At 34.5% G+C, this 21042-nt stretch carries 37 protein-coding genes and 1 tRNA gene; 2 read left to right on the top strand and 36 right to left on the bottom strand.

Annotation, left to right across the window (positions count from 1 at the left end):
- Positions 1 to 12: 12 nt before the first annotated feature.
- Entirely contained in the window at positions 13 to 861 is an 849-nt protein-coding gene (locus FLY87_RS09665; protein ID WP_141267068.1) for a hypothetical protein, read from the top strand.
- Here the strand turns inward: FLY87_RS09665 and FLY87_RS09660 are convergent.
- Both FLY87_RS09660 and FLY87_RS09655 read right to left on the bottom strand, forming a co-directional pair.
- A complete protein-coding gene (locus FLY87_RS09660) occupies positions 851 to 1672 on the bottom strand; it encodes a TraB/GumN family protein (protein ID WP_012545953.1) in 822 nt (273 codons plus the stop codon). The genes FLY87_RS09665 and FLY87_RS09660 overlap by 11 nt on opposite strands.
- A 14-nt stretch (positions 1673 to 1686) precedes the next feature.
- On the bottom strand, positions 1687 to 2514 hold the full coding sequence (locus FLY87_RS09655; protein WP_012546192.1) for a hypothetical protein: 828 nt from the start codon (positions 2512 to 2514) through the stop codon (positions 1687 to 1689).
- A 101-nt stretch (positions 2515 to 2615) separates the two neighbouring features.
- On the opposite strand from FLY87_RS09655, the gene FLY87_RS09650 reads away from it, so the two are divergent.
- Positions 2616 to 2816, top strand: a complete 201-nt coding sequence (locus FLY87_RS09650; RefSeq protein WP_012545426.1) for a heavy-metal-associated domain-containing protein — start codon at positions 2616 to 2618, stop codon at positions 2814 to 2816.
- Here the strand turns inward: FLY87_RS09650 and pheT are convergent.
- The 34 genes from pheT to FLY87_RS09480 all read right to left on the bottom strand — a co-directional run.
- Entirely contained in the window at positions 2813 to 4891 is a 2079-nt protein-coding gene (gene pheT, locus FLY87_RS09645) for a phenylalanine--tRNA ligase subunit beta (RefSeq protein WP_012545282.1), read from the bottom strand. The genes FLY87_RS09650 and pheT overlap by 4 nt on opposite strands.
- Positions 4891 to 5895, bottom strand: a complete 1005-nt coding sequence (gene pheS / locus FLY87_RS09640) for a phenylalanine--tRNA ligase subunit alpha (protein WP_012546774.1) — start codon at positions 5893 to 5895, stop codon at positions 4891 to 4893. Before pheS ends, pheT begins: the two co-directional genes overlap by 1 nt.
- The gene (gene rplT / locus FLY87_RS09635; RefSeq protein WP_012545766.1) at positions 5896 to 6258 is read right to left on the bottom strand and encodes a 50S ribosomal protein L20; all 363 of its coding nucleotides are present in this window, start codon (positions 6256 to 6258) and stop codon (positions 5896 to 5898) included.
- A gap of 71 nt (positions 6259 to 6329) precedes the next feature.
- Positions 6330 to 6402: transfer RNA gene (locus FLY87_RS09630), tRNA-Asn, on the bottom strand.
- 39 nt (positions 6403 to 6441) lie between these two features.
- Entirely contained in the window at positions 6442 to 6843 is a 402-nt protein-coding gene (rplQ, locus tag FLY87_RS09625; RefSeq protein ID WP_012545032.1) for a 50S ribosomal protein L17, read from the bottom strand.
- 3 nt (positions 6844 to 6846) lie between these two features.
- Positions 6847 to 7878 carry a DNA-directed RNA polymerase subunit alpha gene (locus FLY87_RS09620; protein WP_012546042.1) on the bottom strand — a complete coding sequence of 344 codons (1032 nt, stop codon included), beginning with the start codon at positions 7876 to 7878 and terminating at the stop codon, positions 6847 to 6849.
- Positions 7879 to 7909: 31 nt separating this feature from the next.
- Entirely contained in the window at positions 7910 to 8536 is a 627-nt protein-coding gene (gene rpsD / locus FLY87_RS09615; protein ID WP_012545818.1) for a 30S ribosomal protein S4, read from the bottom strand.
- The gene (gene rpsK / locus FLY87_RS09610) at positions 8537 to 8923 is read right to left on the bottom strand and encodes a 30S ribosomal protein S11 (RefSeq protein ID WP_012545788.1); all 387 of its coding nucleotides are present in this window, start codon (positions 8921 to 8923) and stop codon (positions 8537 to 8539) included.
- 27 nt (positions 8924 to 8950) lie between these two features.
- Entirely contained in the window at positions 8951 to 9316 is a 366-nt protein-coding gene (gene rpsM, locus FLY87_RS09605) for a 30S ribosomal protein S13 (RefSeq protein ID WP_141267066.1), read from the bottom strand.
- A 14-nt stretch (positions 9317 to 9330) separates the two neighbouring features.
- Entirely contained in the window at positions 9331 to 9444 is a 114-nt protein-coding gene (gene rpmJ / locus FLY87_RS09600; protein WP_028842799.1) for a 50S ribosomal protein L36, read from the bottom strand.
- Between the two features lie 10 nt (positions 9445 to 9454).
- Positions 9455 to 9673 carry a translation initiation factor IF-1 gene (gene infA / locus FLY87_RS09595; protein ID WP_012546095.1) on the bottom strand — a complete coding sequence of 73 codons (219 nt, stop codon included), beginning with the start codon at positions 9671 to 9673 and terminating at the stop codon, positions 9455 to 9457.
- A 25-nt stretch (positions 9674 to 9698) separates the two neighbouring features.
- On the bottom strand, positions 9699 to 10448 hold the full coding sequence (map, locus tag FLY87_RS09590) for a type I methionyl aminopeptidase (RefSeq protein ID WP_141267064.1): 750 nt from the start codon (positions 10446 to 10448) through the stop codon (positions 9699 to 9701).
- A gap of 7 nt (positions 10449 to 10455) precedes the next feature.
- On the bottom strand, positions 10456 to 11763 hold the full coding sequence (secY, locus tag FLY87_RS09585) for a preprotein translocase subunit SecY (RefSeq protein ID WP_012545307.1): 1308 nt from the start codon (positions 11761 to 11763) through the stop codon (positions 10456 to 10458).
- The gene (gene rplO / locus FLY87_RS09580; RefSeq protein ID WP_012546521.1) at positions 11763 to 12209 is read right to left on the bottom strand and encodes a 50S ribosomal protein L15; all 447 of its coding nucleotides are present in this window, start codon (positions 12207 to 12209) and stop codon (positions 11763 to 11765) included. The genes secY and rplO overlap by 1 nt, the downstream gene beginning before the upstream one ends.
- Positions 12206 to 12751: a 30S ribosomal protein S5 gene (rpsE, locus tag FLY87_RS09575; RefSeq protein ID WP_012545629.1), complete on the bottom strand. Its 546-nt coding sequence runs from the start codon at positions 12749 to 12751 to the stop codon at positions 12206 to 12208. Before rpsE ends, rplO begins: the two co-directional genes overlap by 4 nt.
- A gap of 9 nt (positions 12752 to 12760) precedes the next feature.
- A complete protein-coding gene (gene rplR / locus FLY87_RS09570; protein WP_012545340.1) occupies positions 12761 to 13120 on the bottom strand; it encodes a 50S ribosomal protein L18 in 360 nt (119 codons plus the stop codon).
- A gap of 12 nt (positions 13121 to 13132) precedes the next feature.
- Entirely contained in the window at positions 13133 to 13675 is a 543-nt protein-coding gene (gene rplF, locus FLY87_RS09565; RefSeq protein ID WP_012546082.1) for a 50S ribosomal protein L6, read from the bottom strand.
- Positions 13676 to 13686: 11 nt separating this feature from the next.
- Complete coding sequence (gene rpsH / locus FLY87_RS09560) at positions 13687 to 14082, bottom strand: 30S ribosomal protein S8 (RefSeq protein ID WP_012545222.1); 396 nt, start codon at positions 14080 to 14082, stop codon at positions 13687 to 13689.
- Between the two features lie 12 nt (positions 14083 to 14094).
- On the bottom strand, positions 14095 to 14280 hold the full coding sequence (locus FLY87_RS09555) for a type Z 30S ribosomal protein S14 (RefSeq protein WP_012545654.1): 186 nt from the start codon (positions 14278 to 14280) through the stop codon (positions 14095 to 14097).
- Positions 14281 to 14289: 9 nt separating this feature from the next.
- Positions 14290 to 14856 (bottom strand): 50S ribosomal protein L5, encoded by a 567-nt coding sequence (gene rplE, locus FLY87_RS09550; protein WP_012546533.1) that lies wholly within the window; start codon positions 14854 to 14856, stop codon positions 14290 to 14292.
- Positions 14856 to 15173, bottom strand: coding sequence for a 50S ribosomal protein L24 (rplX, locus tag FLY87_RS09545; protein ID WP_012546700.1), 318 nt, complete (start codon positions 15171 to 15173; stop codon positions 14856 to 14858). Before rplX ends, rplE begins: the two co-directional genes overlap by 1 nt.
- 13 nt (positions 15174 to 15186) lie before the next feature.
- Complete coding sequence (gene rplN, locus FLY87_RS09540; RefSeq protein WP_012545550.1) at positions 15187 to 15555, bottom strand: 50S ribosomal protein L14; 369 nt, start codon at positions 15553 to 15555, stop codon at positions 15187 to 15189.
- Positions 15552 to 15803 (bottom strand): 30S ribosomal protein S17, encoded by a 252-nt coding sequence (gene rpsQ / locus FLY87_RS09535; protein WP_012546149.1) that lies wholly within the window; start codon positions 15801 to 15803, stop codon positions 15552 to 15554. Before rpsQ ends, rplN begins: the two co-directional genes overlap by 4 nt.
- Before the next feature lie 27 nt (positions 15804 to 15830).
- Positions 15831 to 16049, bottom strand: a complete 219-nt coding sequence (gene rpmC / locus FLY87_RS09530; RefSeq protein ID WP_012544971.1) for a 50S ribosomal protein L29 — start codon at positions 16047 to 16049, stop codon at positions 15831 to 15833.
- The gene (rplP, locus tag FLY87_RS09525) at positions 16046 to 16465 is read right to left on the bottom strand and encodes a 50S ribosomal protein L16 (RefSeq protein WP_141267062.1); all 420 of its coding nucleotides are present in this window, start codon (positions 16463 to 16465) and stop codon (positions 16046 to 16048) included. The genes rpmC and rplP overlap by 4 nt, the downstream gene beginning before the upstream one ends.
- Positions 16466 to 16485: 20 nt before the next feature.
- Complete coding sequence (rpsC, locus tag FLY87_RS09520; protein WP_141267060.1) at positions 16486 to 17136, bottom strand: 30S ribosomal protein S3; 651 nt, start codon at positions 17134 to 17136, stop codon at positions 16486 to 16488.
- Positions 17137 to 17151: 15 nt separating this feature from the next.
- A complete protein-coding gene (rplV, locus tag FLY87_RS09515; protein WP_141267058.1) occupies positions 17152 to 17493 on the bottom strand; it encodes a 50S ribosomal protein L22 in 342 nt (113 codons plus the stop codon).
- Between the two features lie 3 nt (positions 17494 to 17496).
- Complete coding sequence (gene rpsS / locus FLY87_RS09510; RefSeq protein ID WP_012545511.1) at positions 17497 to 17784, bottom strand: 30S ribosomal protein S19; 288 nt, start codon at positions 17782 to 17784, stop codon at positions 17497 to 17499.
- Positions 17785 to 17796: 12 nt separating this feature from the next.
- A complete protein-coding gene (rplB, locus tag FLY87_RS09505) occupies positions 17797 to 18615 on the bottom strand; it encodes a 50S ribosomal protein L2 (RefSeq protein ID WP_012546860.1) in 819 nt (272 codons plus the stop codon).
- Complete coding sequence (gene rplW / locus FLY87_RS09500) at positions 18616 to 18903, bottom strand: 50S ribosomal protein L23 (RefSeq protein ID WP_012546250.1); 288 nt, start codon at positions 18901 to 18903, stop codon at positions 18616 to 18618.
- Positions 18903 to 19535, bottom strand: coding sequence for a 50S ribosomal protein L4 (rplD, locus tag FLY87_RS09495; protein WP_012546805.1), 633 nt, complete (start codon positions 19533 to 19535; stop codon positions 18903 to 18905). Before rplD ends, rplW begins: the two co-directional genes overlap by 1 nt.
- Complete coding sequence (rplC, locus tag FLY87_RS09490; protein WP_012545966.1) at positions 19532 to 20149, bottom strand: 50S ribosomal protein L3; 618 nt, start codon at positions 20147 to 20149, stop codon at positions 19532 to 19534. Before rplC ends, rplD begins: the two co-directional genes overlap by 4 nt.
- Entirely contained in the window at positions 20146 to 20451 is a 306-nt protein-coding gene (rpsJ, locus tag FLY87_RS09485; protein WP_012545341.1) for a 30S ribosomal protein S10, read from the bottom strand. Before rpsJ ends, rplC begins: the two co-directional genes overlap by 4 nt.
- A gap of 1 nt (position 20452) precedes the next feature.
- Positions 20453 to 21042, bottom strand: a 590-nt coding sequence (locus tag FLY87_RS09480) for an EF-Tu/IF-2/RF-3 family GTPase (protein WP_255446971.1), incomplete at its 5' end; no start/stop codon positions are given.

Here is a 21042-nt window from a genome sequence, read left to right as displayed (position 1 = left end):
AAAGGATTTTTAATGCTTTCTTTAGAAGAAAAAGAGTATATTAAAACATATGCCTACATACCTGAACATCTTCCAGATTATGTTGTCAGTATCTCTCAATCTGAGCCTTTTTTATTTGATGAATATATATTCTACTTTAAAAATTCACATCTAATTTTTATTGGATACCCTCTTGGAAAAATTCACCATAAAGAACAGACACAGAAAATTTTAGATTTAATTATTGAACAATTTAGACCTAAAAGTGTTGCTGTGATAGTTCCTTTCTCTTTAATGTCCCAAGAAAAATTCCTTCAAAAAAGCTCAGATTTTTATTACCAGCTTGACCTATCTAATTTTATGCTTAATTCTTCTTTAAAAAACAGTATTAAAAGAGCTCTTAAAGAAGTAAACACCGAACAAAATAAAGTTATAACAGAAGAACATATTGAGTTAATAGATGAATTTATAAAAATACATGAGATTGATGAATATACTCAATTTATCTTTAAAAAAATTCCAGATTATGTGCATTCATCAAAGACCGCAATGGTATTTAATGCAAGGGATAAAAAAGGTAGTCTCTCAGGATTTAGTGTGGCAGATTATGGAGCTAATAACTATGCTTTTTATATGTTTAATTTTCCATCTCGTAAATATTATGTTCCAGGAGTCTCTGATCTTTTGCTATATGAAATTGTTAAAGCATCCATAGATAAAGGAAAATCATATATAAATCTTGGTTTGGGAATTAATAAAGGTATAGAGTTTTTCAAAAAAAAGTGGTCAGGTAAGCCTTTTTTGCAATACGAATTTTGTTTTTACAAAATTTCATACAAAACTTCTATTCTGAAAATTTTAAAAAAATTATTTATTCAATGATATGAAATCCATCTTTAATAGCTCTATCTATAATTCCGGCTATATGTGTAATTCCTACAAGAATAAGGGAATCACCTCGCTCTAAGAATGGATACATTCTTTCATATAAAACAGGATCACGTTTATTAATTATAGATTCACATCTTGTTGGAAATTCCTGAGTATGACTGATCAGGTTATTCAGGTCTCCTTTTAAATATATTTTCTCATAGTTTTTTATATAACTTTCCCAAAAATCTATTTTTTTGATGAAGTTAACAGTTTTAATCAGTGGAATGCTTTCTAAAGCCTCTATCTGTTCATCTATTTTTTCAAGATAATAAACCTTTTTTTTAAGTTTATGAGCTATTTTAAATGCATCTAAATCCATAGAATACTTCCAATCCATAAGATTTAAAAAGAGATACCACAAACTGAAAAAAGCCATCCAGTGTCTATAATTTTTCAAAATATCTTTGATTGATGTATTATAATAAGCTCTCAAATAAGGCTCTGAAAATTCTCTTATAGAGGGAATAACCTTTTCTAAGGAAATATTTATAAACTTTGTAATCATAAGTTCTACAGTTTGTTCATCAAGAATATCATGGAGAGATGACTCTGAACTTTGTATCCCTGTTTTTACAACCTTTTCCATTTCTTCTTTATCAAGCGGTCCTTCTATTACTACCGATTCAGTTTTAGAAATATGGTATTCTAAGAAATCTCTAAAACTATGTGAAAATATATGGGATGTACCAATTAAATAGGATGTTTTACCTTTTCCCTTAATTCCCCATATCATTTTTAGTTTTTTTCTTTTAAATAGCATGTGAAACCCTAAAATTATGGATTTATTAAGAAATAATCTAAAAAATTAACTCTACTATATTCATATGTCCTATACTTTAAAAATGGAATACCTCCCCATTTCTCCTTAAATCTTCTAATTCCTTCATTGACTCCTATACCTAAATTAATATACTTTTTCCCTTCTTTTTGAGAGATTTTTATTAACTCATACATTAAGAGATCTGAAGAGTATGAAACATAATTTATTTTTGAATTACACCCAATCAAGTAAGCTGAAAACTGCTCAGCTTCCATTTCAATGATATAATAAGCTGTAAGTCGTCCTTCTTTGGTATAAGTGCTTAATAAAAAAGTGGTTTCTGATTTTTTAAGATATTCTGGCAATTTAATATATAATTGCCTTACATTTTTGGATACCTCTCTGGTTTTTAAAAATTCATTTGTAAGGTCTTTATGCTGCTCTGTATATATCTTCTCTACTACAACTTTAAGTTTATCGGAAGCTTTTTCCACAACTTTTATCAGTTTTTTATTAATAACCAAATTTTTTATATCAAGTTTATAATAGTAATCATCCTCTAACTTTTTAAACTTTTCTTGTAGAAAGTCAGGAATTTCATCTGTTAAAAGCCATAAAGTTTCAGGTTTGAATTTTTTTAAGACTTGCTGAATACTATTTCCAAACTCATTAATATCAAAGTTTCTGTCTAAAGGATAACCAATAAAGATAAGCCAGTTTTCCCCTTTAAAATACAGATAATTTTTATTCAAAAGTGCAGGATCTCCTCCTGACAAAAAACTCATTAGCTTAGGTATATGTTCAGGAACATATGCTGCTGACAGAATATATTTTTCATCCAACATCTCTATTTAATTTTAACAAAAATAAAAATCTATAAATATCAGTTAATTAAAAGGAGTTTTTATGATAAAATTAAAAAAATGGTTAGCAGGAGAAAAAAATGAAAGAAATGAAAATTTTTATTGAAGGAATGAGTTGTGCTCATTGTATTAAGAGGGTTTCCCATGCACTTGAAGAAGCTGGAGTTACAGAAGCAGATGTAAAAATTGGAGAAGCTAACATTATCTTTGATGAAACTAAAACAAACCTTGACAAAATTGCAAAAGCTCTTGAAGAAGCAGGTTATAAACTAAAAAATTAGATTCTGAGGGCAGCTCCAGTTTCAGCTATAATTTTTCCAATCAAATTATTGTGAATATTTTCAACTTCCTCTGCTGTTAATGTTCTGTCAGATGCTCTATAGGTTATTCTGAATGCAATACTTTTTTTGCCCTCAGGAATTCCTTTACCTTGATAGACATCAAAAATAAAAACATTCTCAATAAGTTCGTTATCAAAGGACTTTATAATATCAAATATTCTCTGAGATTCAAAATCAATAGGCAGTATCAGGGCTGTGTCTCTCTTAACAGCAGGATATGTTGAAAATGGTTTATATTTTATTTCTGCCTCAGCAAAACTAAACAATCTATTAAGATCAATTTCTGCCATGCATATAAATGGTTTTGTTTTAAAATCAAGCTTTGAGAGAACTTCTGGTGATATAACTCCAATAAAACCTATTTTTTCTCCTTTGATTAAAATATCTGCTGACTGCCCAGGATGCAGGAATACTTCATTAGACCTTATATAACGGATATTGTTTATTTTAAAATGTCTGAAAACTCCCTCTATCAATCCTTTTAACGCATAAAAATCATATGGGTCATCCTTAAATGAAGATTTAATTTCTTCCTTTTTTGTAATTATGCCAAGATGAACAATTTCCTGTGGAAGAGAAGCTCCTTCTTGGGCTATAAATACTTTCCCTATTTCAAAAAGTCTTAAATTTTCTATACCACGTGCAGTATTTTTTTCAGTATTTTTTAGCAGACTTGGCAATAGCATTGTTCTCATTATTGATTCTTCCTGCCTTAAAGGGTTAACAAGAGAAATATAATGCCTTCTTATATCATTTTCTGATATACCGAATACATTAAGATCATCTGGAGACATAAAGCTGAAATTAACAGCTTCACTATAACCCAGTGAAATTAAATAGTCTCTTATAAGATTTAAAAATTTTCTTTTTTTGGTAAGTTCATGATTTTCAGTAACATATTTAAATGCTGAAGGCATCTGAGCAGGAATTGTATCATAGCCATAAATTCTTGCAACTTCTTCTGCAATATCTTCTTCTATTGCCAGGTCTTGTCTGTGTGTGGGTATACTTGCAATATAAAATTTTTCATCTTTCTTTGTAACATTTATTTCAAGAAGTTCCAGAATTCTCAAAACTTCTTTATCCTTCAAAGTAACTCCGATAAACTTACATATCTTTTCCATGCTGAATAAAATTTTCTTCTCTGGAATTTTCACAGGATACACATCTATAGCCTCATAGACAGTTCCACCTGTAAGCTCCTGAATAAGAAATGCTGCTCTGTCAAGAGCTTCCTTAAGAGTTTCTATGTCTGTTCCCCTTTCAAACCTGTAAGAGGCTTCTGTTGATATTCCAAGTCTTTTGGATGTTTTTCTTATTCGCTCTGGTTTAAAATAAGCACTCTCAATTAAAATATTTGTAGTCTTATCAGTAACCTCTGTATTCGCTCCTCCCATAATTCCAGCAACTGCAACAGGTTTTACTCCATCCCATATTAAAAGGTCATCATGGTTTATTTTTCTTTTTACTCCGTCAAGCGTTACAATCTCTTCTATGCTTTTCCTAAAAGCTTCTGGAGTTCCTACTCTGATCTGATATCCTTCAAGACGGTCAAGATCAAAAGCATGAAGAGGATGCCCATATTCAAGCAAAACATAGTTAGTTATATCAACTACATTGTTTATTGAACGAATACCTGATGCCTCAAGTCTTTTTTTAAGCCATTGAGGAGATGGAGAAATTTTTACATCTCTTACAATTCTTCCTGCGTAGCGATAGCAAAGCTCAGGATTTGCAATAGAAATGGTAAACTTATTATCTTTTAATTCTTTCTTAATTTTAAAGGAAGGTTTTTTAAGTTTTAGTCCAAATATTGCTTTAATTTCTCTTGCTATGCCAATAATACTTAGGCAATCTGCTCTATTGGGAGTTATTTCAAGGTCAAGAACTGTATCACTATCAAACTCTTCAATCGCTCCTACTTCAAGCCCTGCCATTGTAAGAGCATCAGAAGTTCTTTTTAGTTCTATCTCACCTTCAATATATTCCGTTAACCAACTGAAAGGAACTTTCATCAGAATTGCCTCAAAAATCTTATATCATTTTCAAAGAATAGTCTGATATCATCTATCCCATATTTAAGCATCGTAAGTCTTTCAACTCCCATTCCAAAAGCAAATCCTGTGTACCTACCCTCTGGATACCCAGCAAATTTGAAAACATTTGGATGAACCATCCCAGCGCCAAGAACTTCAAGCCATCCTGTGCCTTTACAGACTCTACATCCATTCCCGCCACAAATAATACATCCTATATCTATCTCAGTTGATGGTTCTGTAAAAGGAAAAAAACTTGGTCTAAATCTTACAGGAATATCTCCAAAAAGTCTCCTCAAAAAATAGACAAGCACACCTTTTAAATGTGAAAATGAAACATCTTCATCAACCATCAATCCTTCAACCTGATGAAACATTGGCGTATGAGAAACATCTGAATCGCAGCGATAAACCTTACCAGGAGAAATAAATCTTAAAGGAGGCTTTTTATTTTCCATAACTCTTACTTGAACAGGTGAAGTATGTGTTCTTAAAACAACGTCTTCACTCACATAAAAAGTGTCCTGCATATCTCTTGCAGGATGGTCCTTAGGTATGTTTAATGCTTCAAAATTATAGTAATCAAGCTCTACTTCAGGTCCTTCTTCAACTGTAAAGCCGAGTTCTCTAAAAATGTCTATAATTTCCAGAAGAGTCTTATTTACGGGATGACTACCACCAAAATAGAAATCTTTTCCAGGTAAGGTTATATCAATAAACTCTTTTTTTAAAATCTCTGAGATTTCTTTCTGTTTTAGTTCTTCTTCTTTATTTTTAATAGTTTCTTCAATGAAACCTTTTAGTTCATTAAGAATTTTCCCTTGCGACCTTCTTTCTTCAGGTGTTAGTCTCCCTAAATTTTTAATTTTCTCTGTTATGATTCCCTTTTTACCAATGTATTTAGCTTTCAGATTAACAAGTTCCTGAATAGAACTGATATCATTTATATCTTTGAGAAAAGACTGTTTTAAAGGGTCTTGCATTTATGCTGCTTTTACAAAAGGTTTTACCTTTTCAACCAACTCTCCGAACACATTTATATCATTGTATGCGATATCAGCAAGAGCCTTTCTGTTAAGAGAGATATTCGCTTTTTTCAATCCATCAATAAACTGATTATATGTGAGTCCAAACATTCTTACAGCTGCATTTATTCTTGTTATCCAGAGTGACCTAAGATCTCTTTTCTTAAGTCTTCTATCTCTATAAGAATGTTCAAGTGCCTTTTCTACTGCTTTAGCTGCAACTTTATAACAGCGACGTCTTCCACTGTAGTAGCCCTTTGCCATTGAAAGAATTTTTTTATGATACCTTCTTGTTTTAAATCCACCCTTTGCTCTTGGCATCTATTCCTCCCTCTTTTATCATCCTGAGGATGCGAAGCATCCGAAGGAACCATTGTCATAAAAAATTTAAACTCCTGGGGAGGGATTCGAACCCCCGACCAAGTGGTTAACAGCCACCCGCTCTGCCGGCTGAGCTACCCAGGAACTAATTAAAATTATCAAATTTAAAAGATTTCTGTCAAACTAATTTGCTTTTTTCTCTTCTTTATCGCTTTCTTTTTCAGGCTTTGCGTAGTCAACAAACTCAAGAATTGCTTTAGGAGCACTGTCTTTTATCCTGAATCCAGTTTTAATAACCCTTACATATCCTCCGTTTCTATCGCTAAAACGAGGAGCAATCTCATTAAAAAGTTTTTTTACAAGTTCTCTATCAGGTAGATAAGAAAGCGCAATTCTTCTTGAATGAAGATCCCCTTTCTTACCGAAAGTAACAAGTCTGTCAGCAAGCTCTTTAACTGCTTTTGCCTTTGCAACAGTTGTTTCAATTCTTTCATATTTAATAAGAGAAGCTAAAAGCCCTCTTAAAAGTGCTTTCCTCTGGTTAGCTGTTCTTCCAAAGTGTCTTCCAGAAACTCTATGTCTCATTCATTACCCCCTGTGAGCTTTTTCCTTAAATTTTTCAAGCAATTCAGGATTTATTCTCATTCCTAACTTTAAGCCCATATTTGTAAGCACTTCCTTTATTTCCTCTAATGAACGTCTGCCAAAATTCTTTGTTTTCATAAGTTCTCCTTCAGTTCTCTGAACAAGTTCCGCAATTGTGTTTATTCCAGCACTTTTCAAACAATTATATGCCCTAACAGATAATTCAAGGTCTTCAATAGGTTTTAAAATATTTTCGTTCAACAAATCAAAATTTAAATCTTCTTCAGGGTTAGGAACAGTTTCATGAATTTCTTTATTCTGAAGTTCGGCTTCTTTGAAAAATATTAGATATTCAAAATGTTTGATCAATATACTGGAAGCATCGCTGATTGCTCTTTCAGGGGTTATGCTACCATCTGTCCATATCTCTAAAATTAATCTATCATAGTCAGTAAGTTCTCCAACTCTTGTCTTTTCAACTCTGAAATTCACCTTTTTAACTGGGCTGAATATAGCATCAACAGTAATTGCATCCACGGGTAACTCATCATCCTTAATTGCCTCTGAAGGAACATATCCTCTTCCTTTTCTTATGTAAAGCACCATTTCCATTTGAGCATCCTGATCCAGGGAACAAATATACTGTGATTTATTCAAAACCTCGTAAGTTCCATCTGTCTGAATAGATTCTGCTGTAACATCAGCTGGTCCTTTTATTTTAATTGTAGCTATTTTTTTATCAGAGTCCTGAGCATAGTATTTAAATCTTAATTTTTTAACATTTAAGATAATATCTAAAATGTCTTCCTTTACTCCTTTTATTGAGCTAAACTCATGTAAAGCATCGTTTATTCTTATTGCATAAACTGCTACTCCATCAAGAGAAGAAAGCAATACCCTTCTTAATGAATTGCCAAGCGTTATTCCGTATCCTCTTTCAAGAGGTTCTATTACAAGTTTTCCATATGTATCTGTTAAACTTTCTTGGTCAAATTCAACTTTTTTTGGCATCTGAAATTCTTTATATAAATTCATTTACTGCCTCCCAATTTTATCACTTTATAAATTATTTTGAATAAAACTCTACAATCAACTGCTCCTGAACCGGAAGCTGCATCTCTTCTCTCTCTGGAAGTCTAACAAATTTTCCTTTCATTTCTTCAGCATTGACCTCTAACCATACTGGGAAACCTCTCTGTTCAGCTAAAGCAAGGCTTTCTTTAATTATCTCTAATTCTTTGCCTGATTGAACAATCTCAATTATATCTCCAGGCCTTACTAAATAAGATGGAATATCCACTTTTTTACCATTAACCGTGAAATATCCATGTCTTACTAATTGTCTTGCTTGCCTTCTATTCATAGCAAATCCCATTCTATAAATAACATTATCAAGTCTTCTTTCAAGTAACTTAAGCAAATTTTCACCTGTTACGCCCTTCATTTTTGTAGCCTTTTCAAAATAATTCTTAAACTGTCTTTCCATAACACCATAAATTCTTTTAACTTTTTGTTTTTCTCTTAGCTGTAGTCCATAATCAGATAATTTACCCCTGTTATGTCCATGTTGTCCCGGAGGATATTTTCTTCTTTCAAAAGCACATTTCTCTGTATAGCATCTTGTGCCTTTGAGGAACATTTTCATGCTCTCTCTTCTACATAATCTACAAAGTGAACCCGTATATCTTGCCATTTAAACCCTCCTTCTCTTTGGAGGTCTGCACCCATTGTGAGGCACAGGTGTTACATCTTTAATTAAATTAATTTCAAGACCTGCTGCCTGCAGAGCCCTTATTGCTGTTTCTCTTCCTGCTCCAGGTCCTTTAACCAAAACATCTATTTGCTTCATTCCCATGTCTATAACTCTCTTTGCAACAGCCTCTGCTGCTATCTGAGCTGCATAAGGAGTTCCTTTCCTTGAACCCTTAAAACCACAACTTCCTGAAGATGCCCATGCTACAACATTACCATTTGGGTCTGTTATAGTTATTATTGTATTATTAAAACTTGTCTGAACATGAGCCACTCCATAAGGAATATTTTTTTTAACCTTTTTTATGCCTTTTCTTTTCTGTGCCATTAATCTATATAACCTCCTTCCAAATTTTTATTTTTTCTTCATAATCTTTCTTCTCGGACCCTTACGAGTTCTTGAATTTGTCCTTGTTCTCTGTCCTCTTACAGGCAAATTAGCCATATGTCTCAACCCTCTATAACAACCTATATCCATTAATCTTTTTATATTCATGGATATTTCTTTTCTTAGTTCACCTTCAACTTTGTAATTTTTTTCTATCTCGCTTCTTATTTTTACTATTTCCTCATCTGTAAGGTCTTTTACTCTTTTATTTGGTTCTACGCCTGTTTCTTTCAATATTTTATTTGATAGACTTCTGCCTATGCCAAAAATTCTTGTTAGCCCTATCTCAACTCTTTCATTTTTAGGTATATCAACACCTGCTATTCTTGCCATATTATACTCCTTTCTTAGCCTTGTCTTTGTTTATGCTTTGGATTTTCACAAATAACTCTAATAACTCCTTTTCTTTTAATTATCTTACACTTTGCACAAATCTTCTTTACTGAGGCTCTTACTTTCAATGAACACCTCCTATTTAAATCTGTAAATTATTCTACCCTTAGTAAGGTCATAGGGAGATATTTCAACCAGAACTTTATCGCCCGGCAAAATTTTTATAAAATGCATTCTCATTTTCCCAGAAACATAAGCAAGGATAACATGACCATTTTCCAACTTTACTCTAAACATAGCATTAGGTAAAGCTTCCTCAATAGTACCCTGCATCTCTATATGTTCTTCTTTCGGCATATAACTTGTTAATATATCTATAATTTCATAATTTAGTCAAGATTTCAGGTTCACCTTCAGTAATTGCAATAGTATGCTCAAAATGAGCAGAAAGGGAACCATCCTTAGTAACCGCTGTCCATCCATCAGAAAGAATTTTTACATCGTGTTTTCCTGCGTTAACCATAGGTTCAATTGCCAGTGTCATACCTTTTTTTAACATTGGACCGATTCCTTTTGTTCCAAAATTAGGAATTTGAGGTTCTTCATGAAGTGACCTTCCTATTCCGTGCCCCACAAATGCTCGCACAACTGAAAATCCGTTGTTTTCAACGTGCATCTGTATAGCATGAGAGATATCACCAATTCTTTTGCCTTCCATTGCCTCAGCAATCCCTTTATATAAGGCTTCTTCTGTAATTTTGAGTAATTTTTCAGCTTCCTTACTAATTTTGCCAATAGGGTATGTATATGCAGCATCTCCATAAAAATGTTCACAAAGCACACCAACATCAACACTTACTAAATCTCCTTCTTTAATAAAAACTTTTTCTGATGGTATTCCATGAACAACCTGCTCATTGATAGATATACACACACTTGCAGGATAACCTCTATAACCTTTGAATGCCGGAATTCCTCCCATTTTTATTATCAGATTCTCAACAAATTGCTCTATCTGTTTTGTTGTCAATCCTTCTTTTATGTATGTTTTAAGCTCTTTAAGAACCTTTGCCACTATCTGGCAGGATTTTCTCATTTTTTTTAATTCTTCAGGACTCTTTAATATAATCACTACTTAATTAGTCCTTCCTGCCCTTTATTCTGAACTTTTTGAAGAATCCTTCATAAGACCTGCTTATCATGTGGGTTTCAATCTGAGAAACTGTATCAAGAGCTACGCCTACAGCAATAAGGAGGGATGTGCCACCAAAATAAAAAGGAACTTTAAATTTAGCAATAAGAATTTCTGGCAAAACGCATACCGCACTTAGATAAAGAGCTCCAATAAATGTAAGACGGGAAAGAACTCTGTAAATATACTCAGATGTTTTCTGCCCTGGTCTTATTCCTGTAATATATCCTCCATTTTTCTGAAGATTTTCAGCTATTTCCACAGGATTGTAAATAACAGCAGTGTAAAAATATGTAAAAAAGATTATTAAACCAACGTAGAGTATAACGTGAAGAAAACTCCCAGGAGACATCTGTTTAGCTAGTGCTTGAACCCATGGAACAGCTATAAATCCAGCAACTGTCGCAGGAAACATCAATACTGAAGAAGCAAAAATTGGTGGAATAACCCCTGCTGAATTAATTTTCAAAGGAAGATATGTTGTGTATCCGCCATACATTTTTTTCCCAACAACTCTTTTTGCATATTGAATAGGAATTCTTCTCTGACCTCTCTCAATGAATATAATACCTGCCACTACACCAACCATGACAACAATTAAAATTAAAACAAAGAATATTGATAATTCACCTGTTCTAACAAGATTATATGTATAAAAAATAGCATTTGGAAATCTTGCAACAATTCCTGCAAATATTATTAAAGAGATACCATTACCAATTCCTTTTTCAGTTATCTGCTCTCCAAGCCACATTAGAAAAGCTGTTCCAGCTGTAAGAGTTATCATTGTTATTATTCTAAATGACCAGCCTGGCTCTTGAATAAACTGGCCTCCTCCCATACTTTCAAGCCCAACAGCTATTCCAAATCCCTGAATTGCTGCTATGACTATAGTTGCATACCTGGTATATCTCGTAATTTTTTTTCTACCTTCTTCTCCTTCTTTTGCAAGTTTTTGCAAAGAAGGAATAACAACAGTTAAAAGCTGAAAAATAATAGATGCACTTATATAAGGCATTACACCAAGAGCAAAGATAGTAACCTTGGAAAGTGCTCCACCTGTAAAAATATCAAAAAAGCCCATAACAGCACCACCACGCTCAAGCAAAAACTTGCTCAATGCTTCACCGTCTATACCTGGCGTGGGTATATGTGCTCCAATTCTAAATACAGCAAGCATTGCAAGAGTGAATAAAACCCTTGCCCTCAACTCAGGTATTTTAAGAATATTTCTGAAGGCTGTTACAAGTCCCACTATATAACCTCTACCTTACCACCTACAGACTGAATTTTTTGCAGTGCGGATTTACTTATGGCATTGGTTTTGACTGTGATAGATTTTTTTATTTCTCCATTGCCAAGAATTTTTAATCCATCTTTTAGGTCTTTTACAATACCTTTTTGTAAAAGAGTTTCGGGAGTAATAATATCAACTTCATCAATAATTTTATTTAGGTCTTCAAGATTCACTATTGCGTATTCTTTTTTAAAAGGTGCATTTGAAAAACCACGTTTTGGAACTCTTCTCTGCAGAGGCATTTGTCCACCTTCAAATCCTGCTCCTTTAGCACCTCCTGAACGAGATTTCTGCCCCTTGAGCCCTTTTGTTGCATATCTGCCATGCCCAGAACCTAATCCTCTTCCGATTCTCTTTGCTTTCTTCTTACTTCCTGGAGCTGGTTTTAAATCATTTATTTTCATAAAACCTTTTCCTCCTCACTTACTGTCTGATTTTCTTCAGATGATTCTATCTCCGAAGGCTTTGTTCTGAGTTTAGCAACAGAAGAAGGCTCTTTTAATCTATTCAATGCTCCTATTGTTGCTTTTACTGAATTGAAAGGATTATGACTTCCAAGAACTTTTGCAACAATATCCTGAACTCCTGCAACTTCAAAAACCGCTCTTGCTGGACCACCAGCTATTATTCCTGTTCCTTTTGGTGCAGGGTTTATTACTATCTTTGTAGCTCCGTATTTATACTCTACACGATGAGGAATTGTAGTATCTTTTAAAGGAAAAACTATAAGATTTTTTTTAGCTTTATCTATTGCCTTTCTTATTGCATCAGGCACTTCTGCTGCTTTTCCCTTGCCTACGCCAACAATACCAGCTTCATTTCCTACAACAACCAAAGCACTGAAAGAAAATCTTCTGCCACCCTTTACAACCTTGGCAACTCTATTTATATAGACTACTTTATCTTTTAAACTCAATTCATTAGCATTTATTCTTTCCTGCTTCATTACTCCTCCCTAAAATTGTAGTCCCCTTTCTCTTGCAGCATCTGCAAGAGCCTTAACACATCCATGATATTTATATCCTGCTCTATCAAAAACAACTTTTGTTATACCAAGTTTAATTGCCCTTTCTGCAATCAATTCTCCAACTTTTTTAGCAAATTCTTTATTACCTTTATGTCCTTTTAAATCCTTTAACTCTTTATCAAGAGTAGAAGCAGCTACAAGTGTGTGTCCCTTTGTGTCATCAATAATCTGGGCATATATATGATTAAGACTCCTGAATATACAAAGCCTTGGTCTTTCAGAAGTTCCAAAAACCTTTTTTCTAATTCTTTGACGTCTTCTGTCTCTTAACTCTGTTTTGTCTCGCAAAGTTTAACCTCCTTATTTCTTTCCGGTCTTTCCAGGTTTTAATTTTAAAACTTCATCAGTATATCTAATTCCTTTACCTTTATATGCATCTGGAGGTCTAATAGCTCTTAAATTAGCAGCTATCTGTCCAACAAGTTGTTTATCTATGCCATGCAGTGTAATAGTTGTCTGCTTTTCATCAACAGTAGCTTTAATGCCTTCTGGAAGAACAAACTCCACAGGATGTGAGTATCCAATGTTAAGTATGATTTTATTTCCGCTTACCTGAGCTCTGTAGCCAACTCCGTAAATTTGAAGAGCTTTTGTAAATCCCTGAGACACACCTGTAACCATATTTGATATTAGACTTCTTGCAAGTCCATGTAAAGCTCTTTGTTTAGAAAGGTCAGACTCTCTTGTAATTAGCATTGTTTTATTATCAATTGTTATTCCTATTCCTTCAGGCAGACTATAACTTAACTGACCCTTTGGTCCTTTCACAATTATCTGTCTGTTTTCTACTGTTACGTTTACATTGTCTGGTATTTGAATTGGCTTTCTTCCTATTCTTGACATCCTATCACCTCTTACCATATATAACATATTACTTCTCCACCGACTCCCTTATGTCGGCATTCTTTGTCAGTCATGACACCCTGAGATGTGGTTAATATAGCTACTCCAAGTCCTCCCATTACATGCGGAATTTCATCTTTACTAACATATACTCTTCTACCGGGTTTACTAATCCTTTGCAAGTTTGAAATTACAGAATCTCCTTCTGATGTATACTTAAGATTTATTCTTATAATACCTTGCTTTTTATCTTTAATAATCTTATAAGACTTAATAAAACCCTCTTCTTTAAGTATTTTGGAAATCTCAATCTTCATTCTTGAAGCAGGAATGTCAACCTTATCTGCTTTTACTTTTATTGCATTTCTGATTCGAGTTAGCATATCTGAAATTGGATCAGTTATCATTCTGTCACCCCTTTACCAGCTTGCTTTTACAACTCCAGGGATTTTCCCTGAGTTGGCTAAAAATCTAAAACAAATTCTACAAAGACCAAAATCTCTCAAGTATCCTCTTGAACGTCCACACATTTTACAACGATTTCTTACCCGGACTTTAAATTTTGCTGGATACTTTGCTCTTTCTATTTTACTTTTTCTTGCCACAACCCCTCCTTATTTTCTGTATGGCATTCCAAATTCTTTTAATAAAGCTAAAGCCTCTTCATCTGTTTTCGCTGTTGTACAGATAGTTATATCAAGCCCGTGTATCATTTCAACTTTATCATAATCTATTTCAGGAAATATAAACTGTTCTTTTATTCCAAAAGAATAATTTCCCCTTCCATCAAAAGATTTTGGAGAAATTCCTCTAAAATCTCTTATTCTTGGTAAAGCAAGAGAAATTAATTTATCTAAAAATTCATACATTCTTTCCTTCCTTAAAGTAACCTTACAACCCAAAGGCATACCTTTTTTTAATTTAAAAGCTGCCAGAGCTCTTTTAGCCTTTGTAACCAGAGGTTTCTGCCCGGTTATTAAAGCTAATTGCTTCTCTGCAGCATCAAGAAGTTTTATATTCTGGATAGCCTCTCCTAAGGTAACATGCACAACTATTTTTTCAAGTCTCGGAACTTCCATTATATTCTTATAATTAAACTTCTTCATTAATGCGGGGATTATCTCCCTATCATATTTATTTTTAAGACGAGGCACGTATTTACTATCAACTTTCGCAGTCATCAGTCAATAACCTCCTTACACTTCTTGCAAACCCTGACTTTTCTGCCATCCTCTAAAATTCTCGCACCTATTCTCGTAGGTTTATCACACTTAGGACACACAAGCATTACCTTTGAGATATAAATCGGAAATTCTTTTTCAATAATTCCACCTTGTGGATATTTACGAGAGGGTTTCTGATGTTTTTTTACAATATTAACCCCCTCTACAACAAGTTTTTCTTTTTTAGGCATAATCACAAGAACTCTTCCCTTTTTATCCTTGTCTTTGCCTGATAAAACCATAACTGTATCACCTTTTTTAATCCTTAAACTCACTTTATTCCTCCACCTAAATAACTTCTGGTGCAAGTGAAACTATTTTTGTAAACTCTTTCCACCTCAGTTCCCTTGCAACAGGACCAAATATTCTTGTACCAATTGGTTCAAGTTGATTATTAACCAGCACGACTGCATTCTGATCAAATCTTATATAAGAACCATCATTTCTTCTAACACTTCTGCGTAATCTAACAATAACAGCCTTAGCTACAGAACCTTTTTTTATGTTGCTGTCAGGTAAAGCCTCTTTGACGCTTACTATGATAACATCTCCTAAACTTGCATATTTTCTGTTAGAACCCCCAAGTACTCTTATGCACTGCACTCTTTTTGCGCCTGAATTATCAGCAACCTCAAGAATGCTTCTTGGCTGAATCATTGAGTATCACCCTCCTTAACAATTCTTAAAACCTTCCATCTTTTGGTTTTACTTATTGGACTGCTTTCAATTATTTCTACCATGTCACCAAGCTGACAAATATTTTCTTCATCATGTGCTTTGTACTTCTTTCTTGTTTTAATAGTCTTTTTGTAAAGAGGATGCTGAAAAACTCTCTCAACTGAAACAACCACTGTTTTGTCCATTTTATCACTTACAACTGTGCCCTTTAATATCTTTTTCGGCATATCCTTAACTCCTTATACCTCTTTCTTTTAATTCTTGTGGGCTTCGCCCTTAGAAGACATCATAGTTTTTTCTGTAATTATAGTTAATATTCTTGCAATATCTTTCTTAACCGCTTTCATTCTTTTTACATTCTGTAGCTCACCTTTAGCAAGTTGAAATCTTAAATTGAACAATTCTCTGCGTAATTCTTTCTCTTTTTTCCTTAGTTCTTCTATTGAAAAATTTCTTAATTCTGTAGCCTTCATACAAAACTCTCCTGCCTCTTTACAAATTTTGTTTTCACTGGAAGCTTATGAGATGCAAGCTCAAATGCTTCTTTTGCAATTTCTTCTGAAACTCCTGACAGTTCAAAAAGAATTCTACCAGGTTTAACAACAGCAACCCAAAACTCAGGATTTCCTTTTCCTTTACCCATTCTGGTTTCAGCAGGCTTACGAGTAATGGGTTTATCAGGGAAAATTCTTATCCAGAGCTTACAACCTTTTTTAGCATGTCTCATTATTGCTACTCTTGCTGCCTCAATCTGTCTTGCTGTAATCCATGCAGGCTCAAGAACCTTAAGTCCATATTCCCCAAATGATACGGTACCACCTCTGTAAGCAATACCATTCATTCTGCCTTTTTGCATTTTACGAAATTTAACTTTTTTAGGAGCTAACATAATTTATTCCTCTCCGCAAATTAATAGTTATAATTTATATATTGCCCTGGCTGAACTTCACCCTTAAATATCCAGACCTTGACGCCAATTATTCCATAGGTAGTCTTTGCCTCTGCAAATCCGTAATCAATATCTGCTCTAAACGTGCTTAAAGGCACTCTTCCTTCCCTGTACCATTCAGTTCTTGCTATTTCTGCTCCTGCCAATCTTCCAGCACATGATACTTTAATGCCTTTAGCTCCAAATCTCATTGAAGACGCCACAGCCCTTTTCATTGCTCTACGATAAGCAACTCTTTTTTCTATCTGAAGTGCTACATTCTCAGCAACTAATTGAGCATCAAGCTCAGGTCTTCTTACTTCCTTTATTTCAATATTTGCCTGTTTACCTGTTTTTTCTTCTACTTCTTTTTTCAATCTTTCAACTTCCGCGCCCTTTTTACCAATAATTATTCCTGGTCTGGCTGCAAATATTAAAACTCTAACTTTTTCTCCAACTCTTTCTATCTCAATCTTGGATATTCCTGCATGATAAAGTTTGTCTTTTAACATTTTTCTAAGTTTAAGGTCCTCTATTAACTGATCCGCATATCCTTTTTTAGTAAACCATCTACTTTCCCATGTCCTGATTATTCCTAATCTGTTGCCTATCGGATTTGTTTTTTGACCCAACTCAACACCCCCGCTTTAATTTTCTTCAATACCAACATATATTGTAATATGTGAAGTTTTCTTTTTAATAATATTCGCTCTTCCCCTAGCTCTATGCTCAATTCTTTTCATCATCGGACCCTGATCAACACAGGCTTTGACTATTTTCAAATTATCAATATCCAACCTTGGATTTTTTTGCTCAGCATTTGCTAAAGCAGATCTTAAAACTTTTTCAATTATACGAGCGCCTTTATGAGGCATGTACTTCAAAGTCAATAAAGCCTCACCTGCTTTTTTCCCGCGAATTAAATTCATAACTCTTCTTGCCTTAGTTGGAGTTATACGAGCATATCTTAATATAGCCCTTGCTTCCATTTTCTATTTCCCCTTAGCCTTTTTCTTTTCTTCGGAGCCTGCATGACCTTTAAAAGTTCTTGTAGGTGCAAATTCTCCGAGTTTATGTCCAATCATATTTTCAGTCACATATACAGGAATAAACTTTCTTCCATTATGAACTGCAAAAGTAAGTCCAATAAATTCTGGAATAATTGTTGACCTTCTTGACCAAGTCTTTATAGGCTTTTTATCTCCTGACTCCAGAGCTTTTTTTACTTTTTCCATAAGTTTAACATCCACAAACGGACCTTTTTTAAGCGATCTTGGCACCTTTAACCCCCTTTACTTCCGCCTCTTTATTATAAACTTATCAGTTCTCTTATTTTTTCTTGTTTTAACTCCTTCAGGTTTACCCCATGGTGTACACGCAGCTCTTCCTCCTGAAGATTTCCCTTCACCGCCTCCTAAAGGATGATCAATTGGATTCATTGCAACTCCTCTAACTGAAGGACGCCTGCCCATATGTCTTGTTCTTCCAGCTTTTCCTATTATTACATTCTCGTGTTCAAGATTGCTTACCTGTCCTATAGTGGCAAAACAATTCACATTTATCAATCTTACCTCTCCTGAGGGCAGTTTTACGTGAGCATATTTACCCTCTTTAGCCATTAGCTGAGCTGCTGTTCCGGCGCTTCTTACAAGCTTACCTCCTCCATTTGGGAAAAGTTCTATATTGTGTATCATCGTTCCCAGAGGTATTTCCTTAAGAGGCAAAGCATTTCCAACCTTTATGTCTATACCAGAACCGCTCATTATTGTATCCCCCACCTTTAATCCATCTGGCGCAAGAATATATCTATATTCTCCATCCATATACTTCAAAAGAGCTATTCTGGCTGATCTGTTGGGATCGTACTGTATGCTTTCTATTTTTGCTGGAATGCCATGTTTATTTCTTTTAAAGTCTATAATTCTGTAAAGCTTCCTATTCCCTCCGCCTTTTAACCAAGAGGTTATTCTACCCTGATTATTTCTACCTTTTCTCTTTTTGATACATGTAGTTAATGGCTTATAGGGCTCATCTTTTGTTATTTCACTAAAATCATGATACGTTACAAATCTTCTGCCTGCTGATGTTGGTTTACATCTTCTTATACCCATTTATACACCCTCTATCAAATCTAATTTCTCCCCTGCTTTCAGGGTAACTATTGCTTTTTTTGTTTTTTTTGTCTTCGTGAAATGAAGTCCAACTCTTTTTATTTTCGGCTTCACATTAATAATGCTCACACTGTCAACCTTAACTTTAAATATCTCCTCAAAAGCTTTCTTAACCTGAACCTTGTTTACATCAGGATGAACCTCTATAACAACCTTATTTTGACTTTCTTTGAGATTCAAAGCTTTTTCTGTAAAAACAGGTTTTTTTATTATGCTGTAAATATCCATCAAGAAACCCCCTTAATACTGAGCAACTTATCAAGTCCTGCAACTGTAAATACTACCTTATCAAACATTGCTACATGATAAGCATTCAGATCTTCTGCTCTTACAACACCTATATATGGAATATTTCTTGCTGAAAGAAGCACTTTTTCATCCTTCTCTGGAAGAGCTATCAGGACAGAGCTTTCTTCAAGCTGTAAATTCTTTAAAATTTCTACCATATCCTTTGTTTTTATCCTATTGAGAGATAAATTATCAAGCAACAAAATCTCATTATCTCTATATTTCATTGTAAGCGCCTTAAATAATGCCGTATCCTTCATCTGCTTAGGAAGTTGAATATAGTAATCTCTTGGCTTAGGTCCGAATACTATTCCGCCTTTTCTCCACAAAGGTGATCTAATGCTTCCATGTCTTGCTCTTCCTGTATGCTTCTGCCTCCATGGCTTTTTACCTCCGCCTGAAACTTCAGACCTTGTCTTTGTACAATGTGTCCCCTGCCTCTGATTTGCCATATAGGCAACCACTGCTGTATGAACCACAGATTCAGAAGCGGAATTATTGAAAACAATATCAGGAACTTCTTTTTTACCAACTATGTTGTTATTAATATCTCTTATCTCAATCTCTATCATGCTTCTACCTTCCATATTTGTAGAATTCCATTTTCACCACCCGGAACAGCGCCTTTCACAAGAAGCAAATTCTGTTCCGGAATAACATCAACAATTGTTAAATTTTTCACTGTGACCCTTTCATTTCCCATATGACCAGCCATACCCTTACCCTTCCATACTCTTGACGGGAAAGAACTTGCACCAATAGAACCAGGTGCTCTGTTAAACATAGAGCCATGCGTGTCAGGACCACCTGCAAAATTATGCCTTTTCATGACACCTTGGTATCCCTTTCCTTTTGAAATACCAGCTATACTTACCACATCACCCTTTGTAAATATCTCTACAGTAACCTTATCACCCACATTAAATCCTGTCATTTTAAATTCCTTTAAAACCCTACATGGAGGAATTCCTGCTTTTTTAAAAATTCCAAGCAAGGGTTTGGGTACATTTTTTTCTTTCTTGATCTCCTGAAAACCAAGCTGAACTGCTTCGTAACCATTCTTTTCCTTACTCCTTACCTGCACAATCCAGCACGGACCTGCTTCTATTACTGTCACAGGAATAATTCTGCCTTCTTCATCAAATATTTGAGTCATTCCTATTTTTTTACCTAAAATTGCCTTCATAGCTTTATCTCCACATCTACCCCTGCAGAAAGCTCCAATTTCATAAGAGCCTCCACTGTTTCGGGGGTGGGATCATGTATATCTATCAATCTTTTATGCACTCTTATTTCAAATTGTTCTCTTGATTTTTTATCCTGATTTGTTGACCTTAAAACTGTATATTTACTTATTTTTGTTGGTAAAGGCACAGGACCTGAAATCCTTGCACCTGTTTTTTTGACAGTATCCACTATCTCCTTAACAGACTGATCCAGAACCCTGTTGTCATAAGCTCTTAATTTTATTCTAATCTTTTGGTCCATTTTACTCCAGCACCTCTGTAACAACACCTGCACCTACTGTTCTTCCACCTTCTCTTATCGCAAATCTTAATCCTTCTTCCATCGCTATCGGTGCTATCAACTCTACACTTAAATTCACATTGTCACCTGGCATTACCATCTCTACTCCGTCTGGTAACTTTATCACTCCTGTCACATCCGTTGTCCTAAAATAAAACTGTGGCCTGTATCCATTGAAAAATGGTGTATGCCTTCCTCCCTCTTCCTTCGTCAATACGTATACTTCTGCCTTAAACTTCGTATGCGGGGTTATGCTCCCAGGCTTCGCTAATACCATCCCTCTCTCTACTTCATCTTTGCCTATTCCCCTTAATAACACTCCTATGTTGTCTCCTGCCCTTCCTTCATCCAGTATCTTACGAAACATCTCTACTCCTGTGGCTACTGTCTTACGGGTCTCTCTTAATCCCACTATCTCTACTTCATCTCCTACTTTGATTATTCCTCTTTCTACTCTCCCTGTTACTACTGTTCCTCTACCTGATATTGTAAATACATCTTCTATAGGCATTAAAAATGGCTTGTCTATTGGCCTTTCAGGCTCTGGTATGT

Origin of the sequence: Thermodesulfovibrio sp. Kuro-1 (genome assembly GCF_006538445.1) — a bacterium.
Classification (GTDB): domain Bacteria; phylum Nitrospirota; class Thermodesulfovibrionia; order Thermodesulfovibrionales; family Thermodesulfovibrionaceae; genus Thermodesulfovibrio; species Thermodesulfovibrio yellowstonii.
The sequence above is the reverse complement of the archived record's forward strand: the minus strand, read 5'-3'. Positions and strand labels throughout refer to the sequence as shown.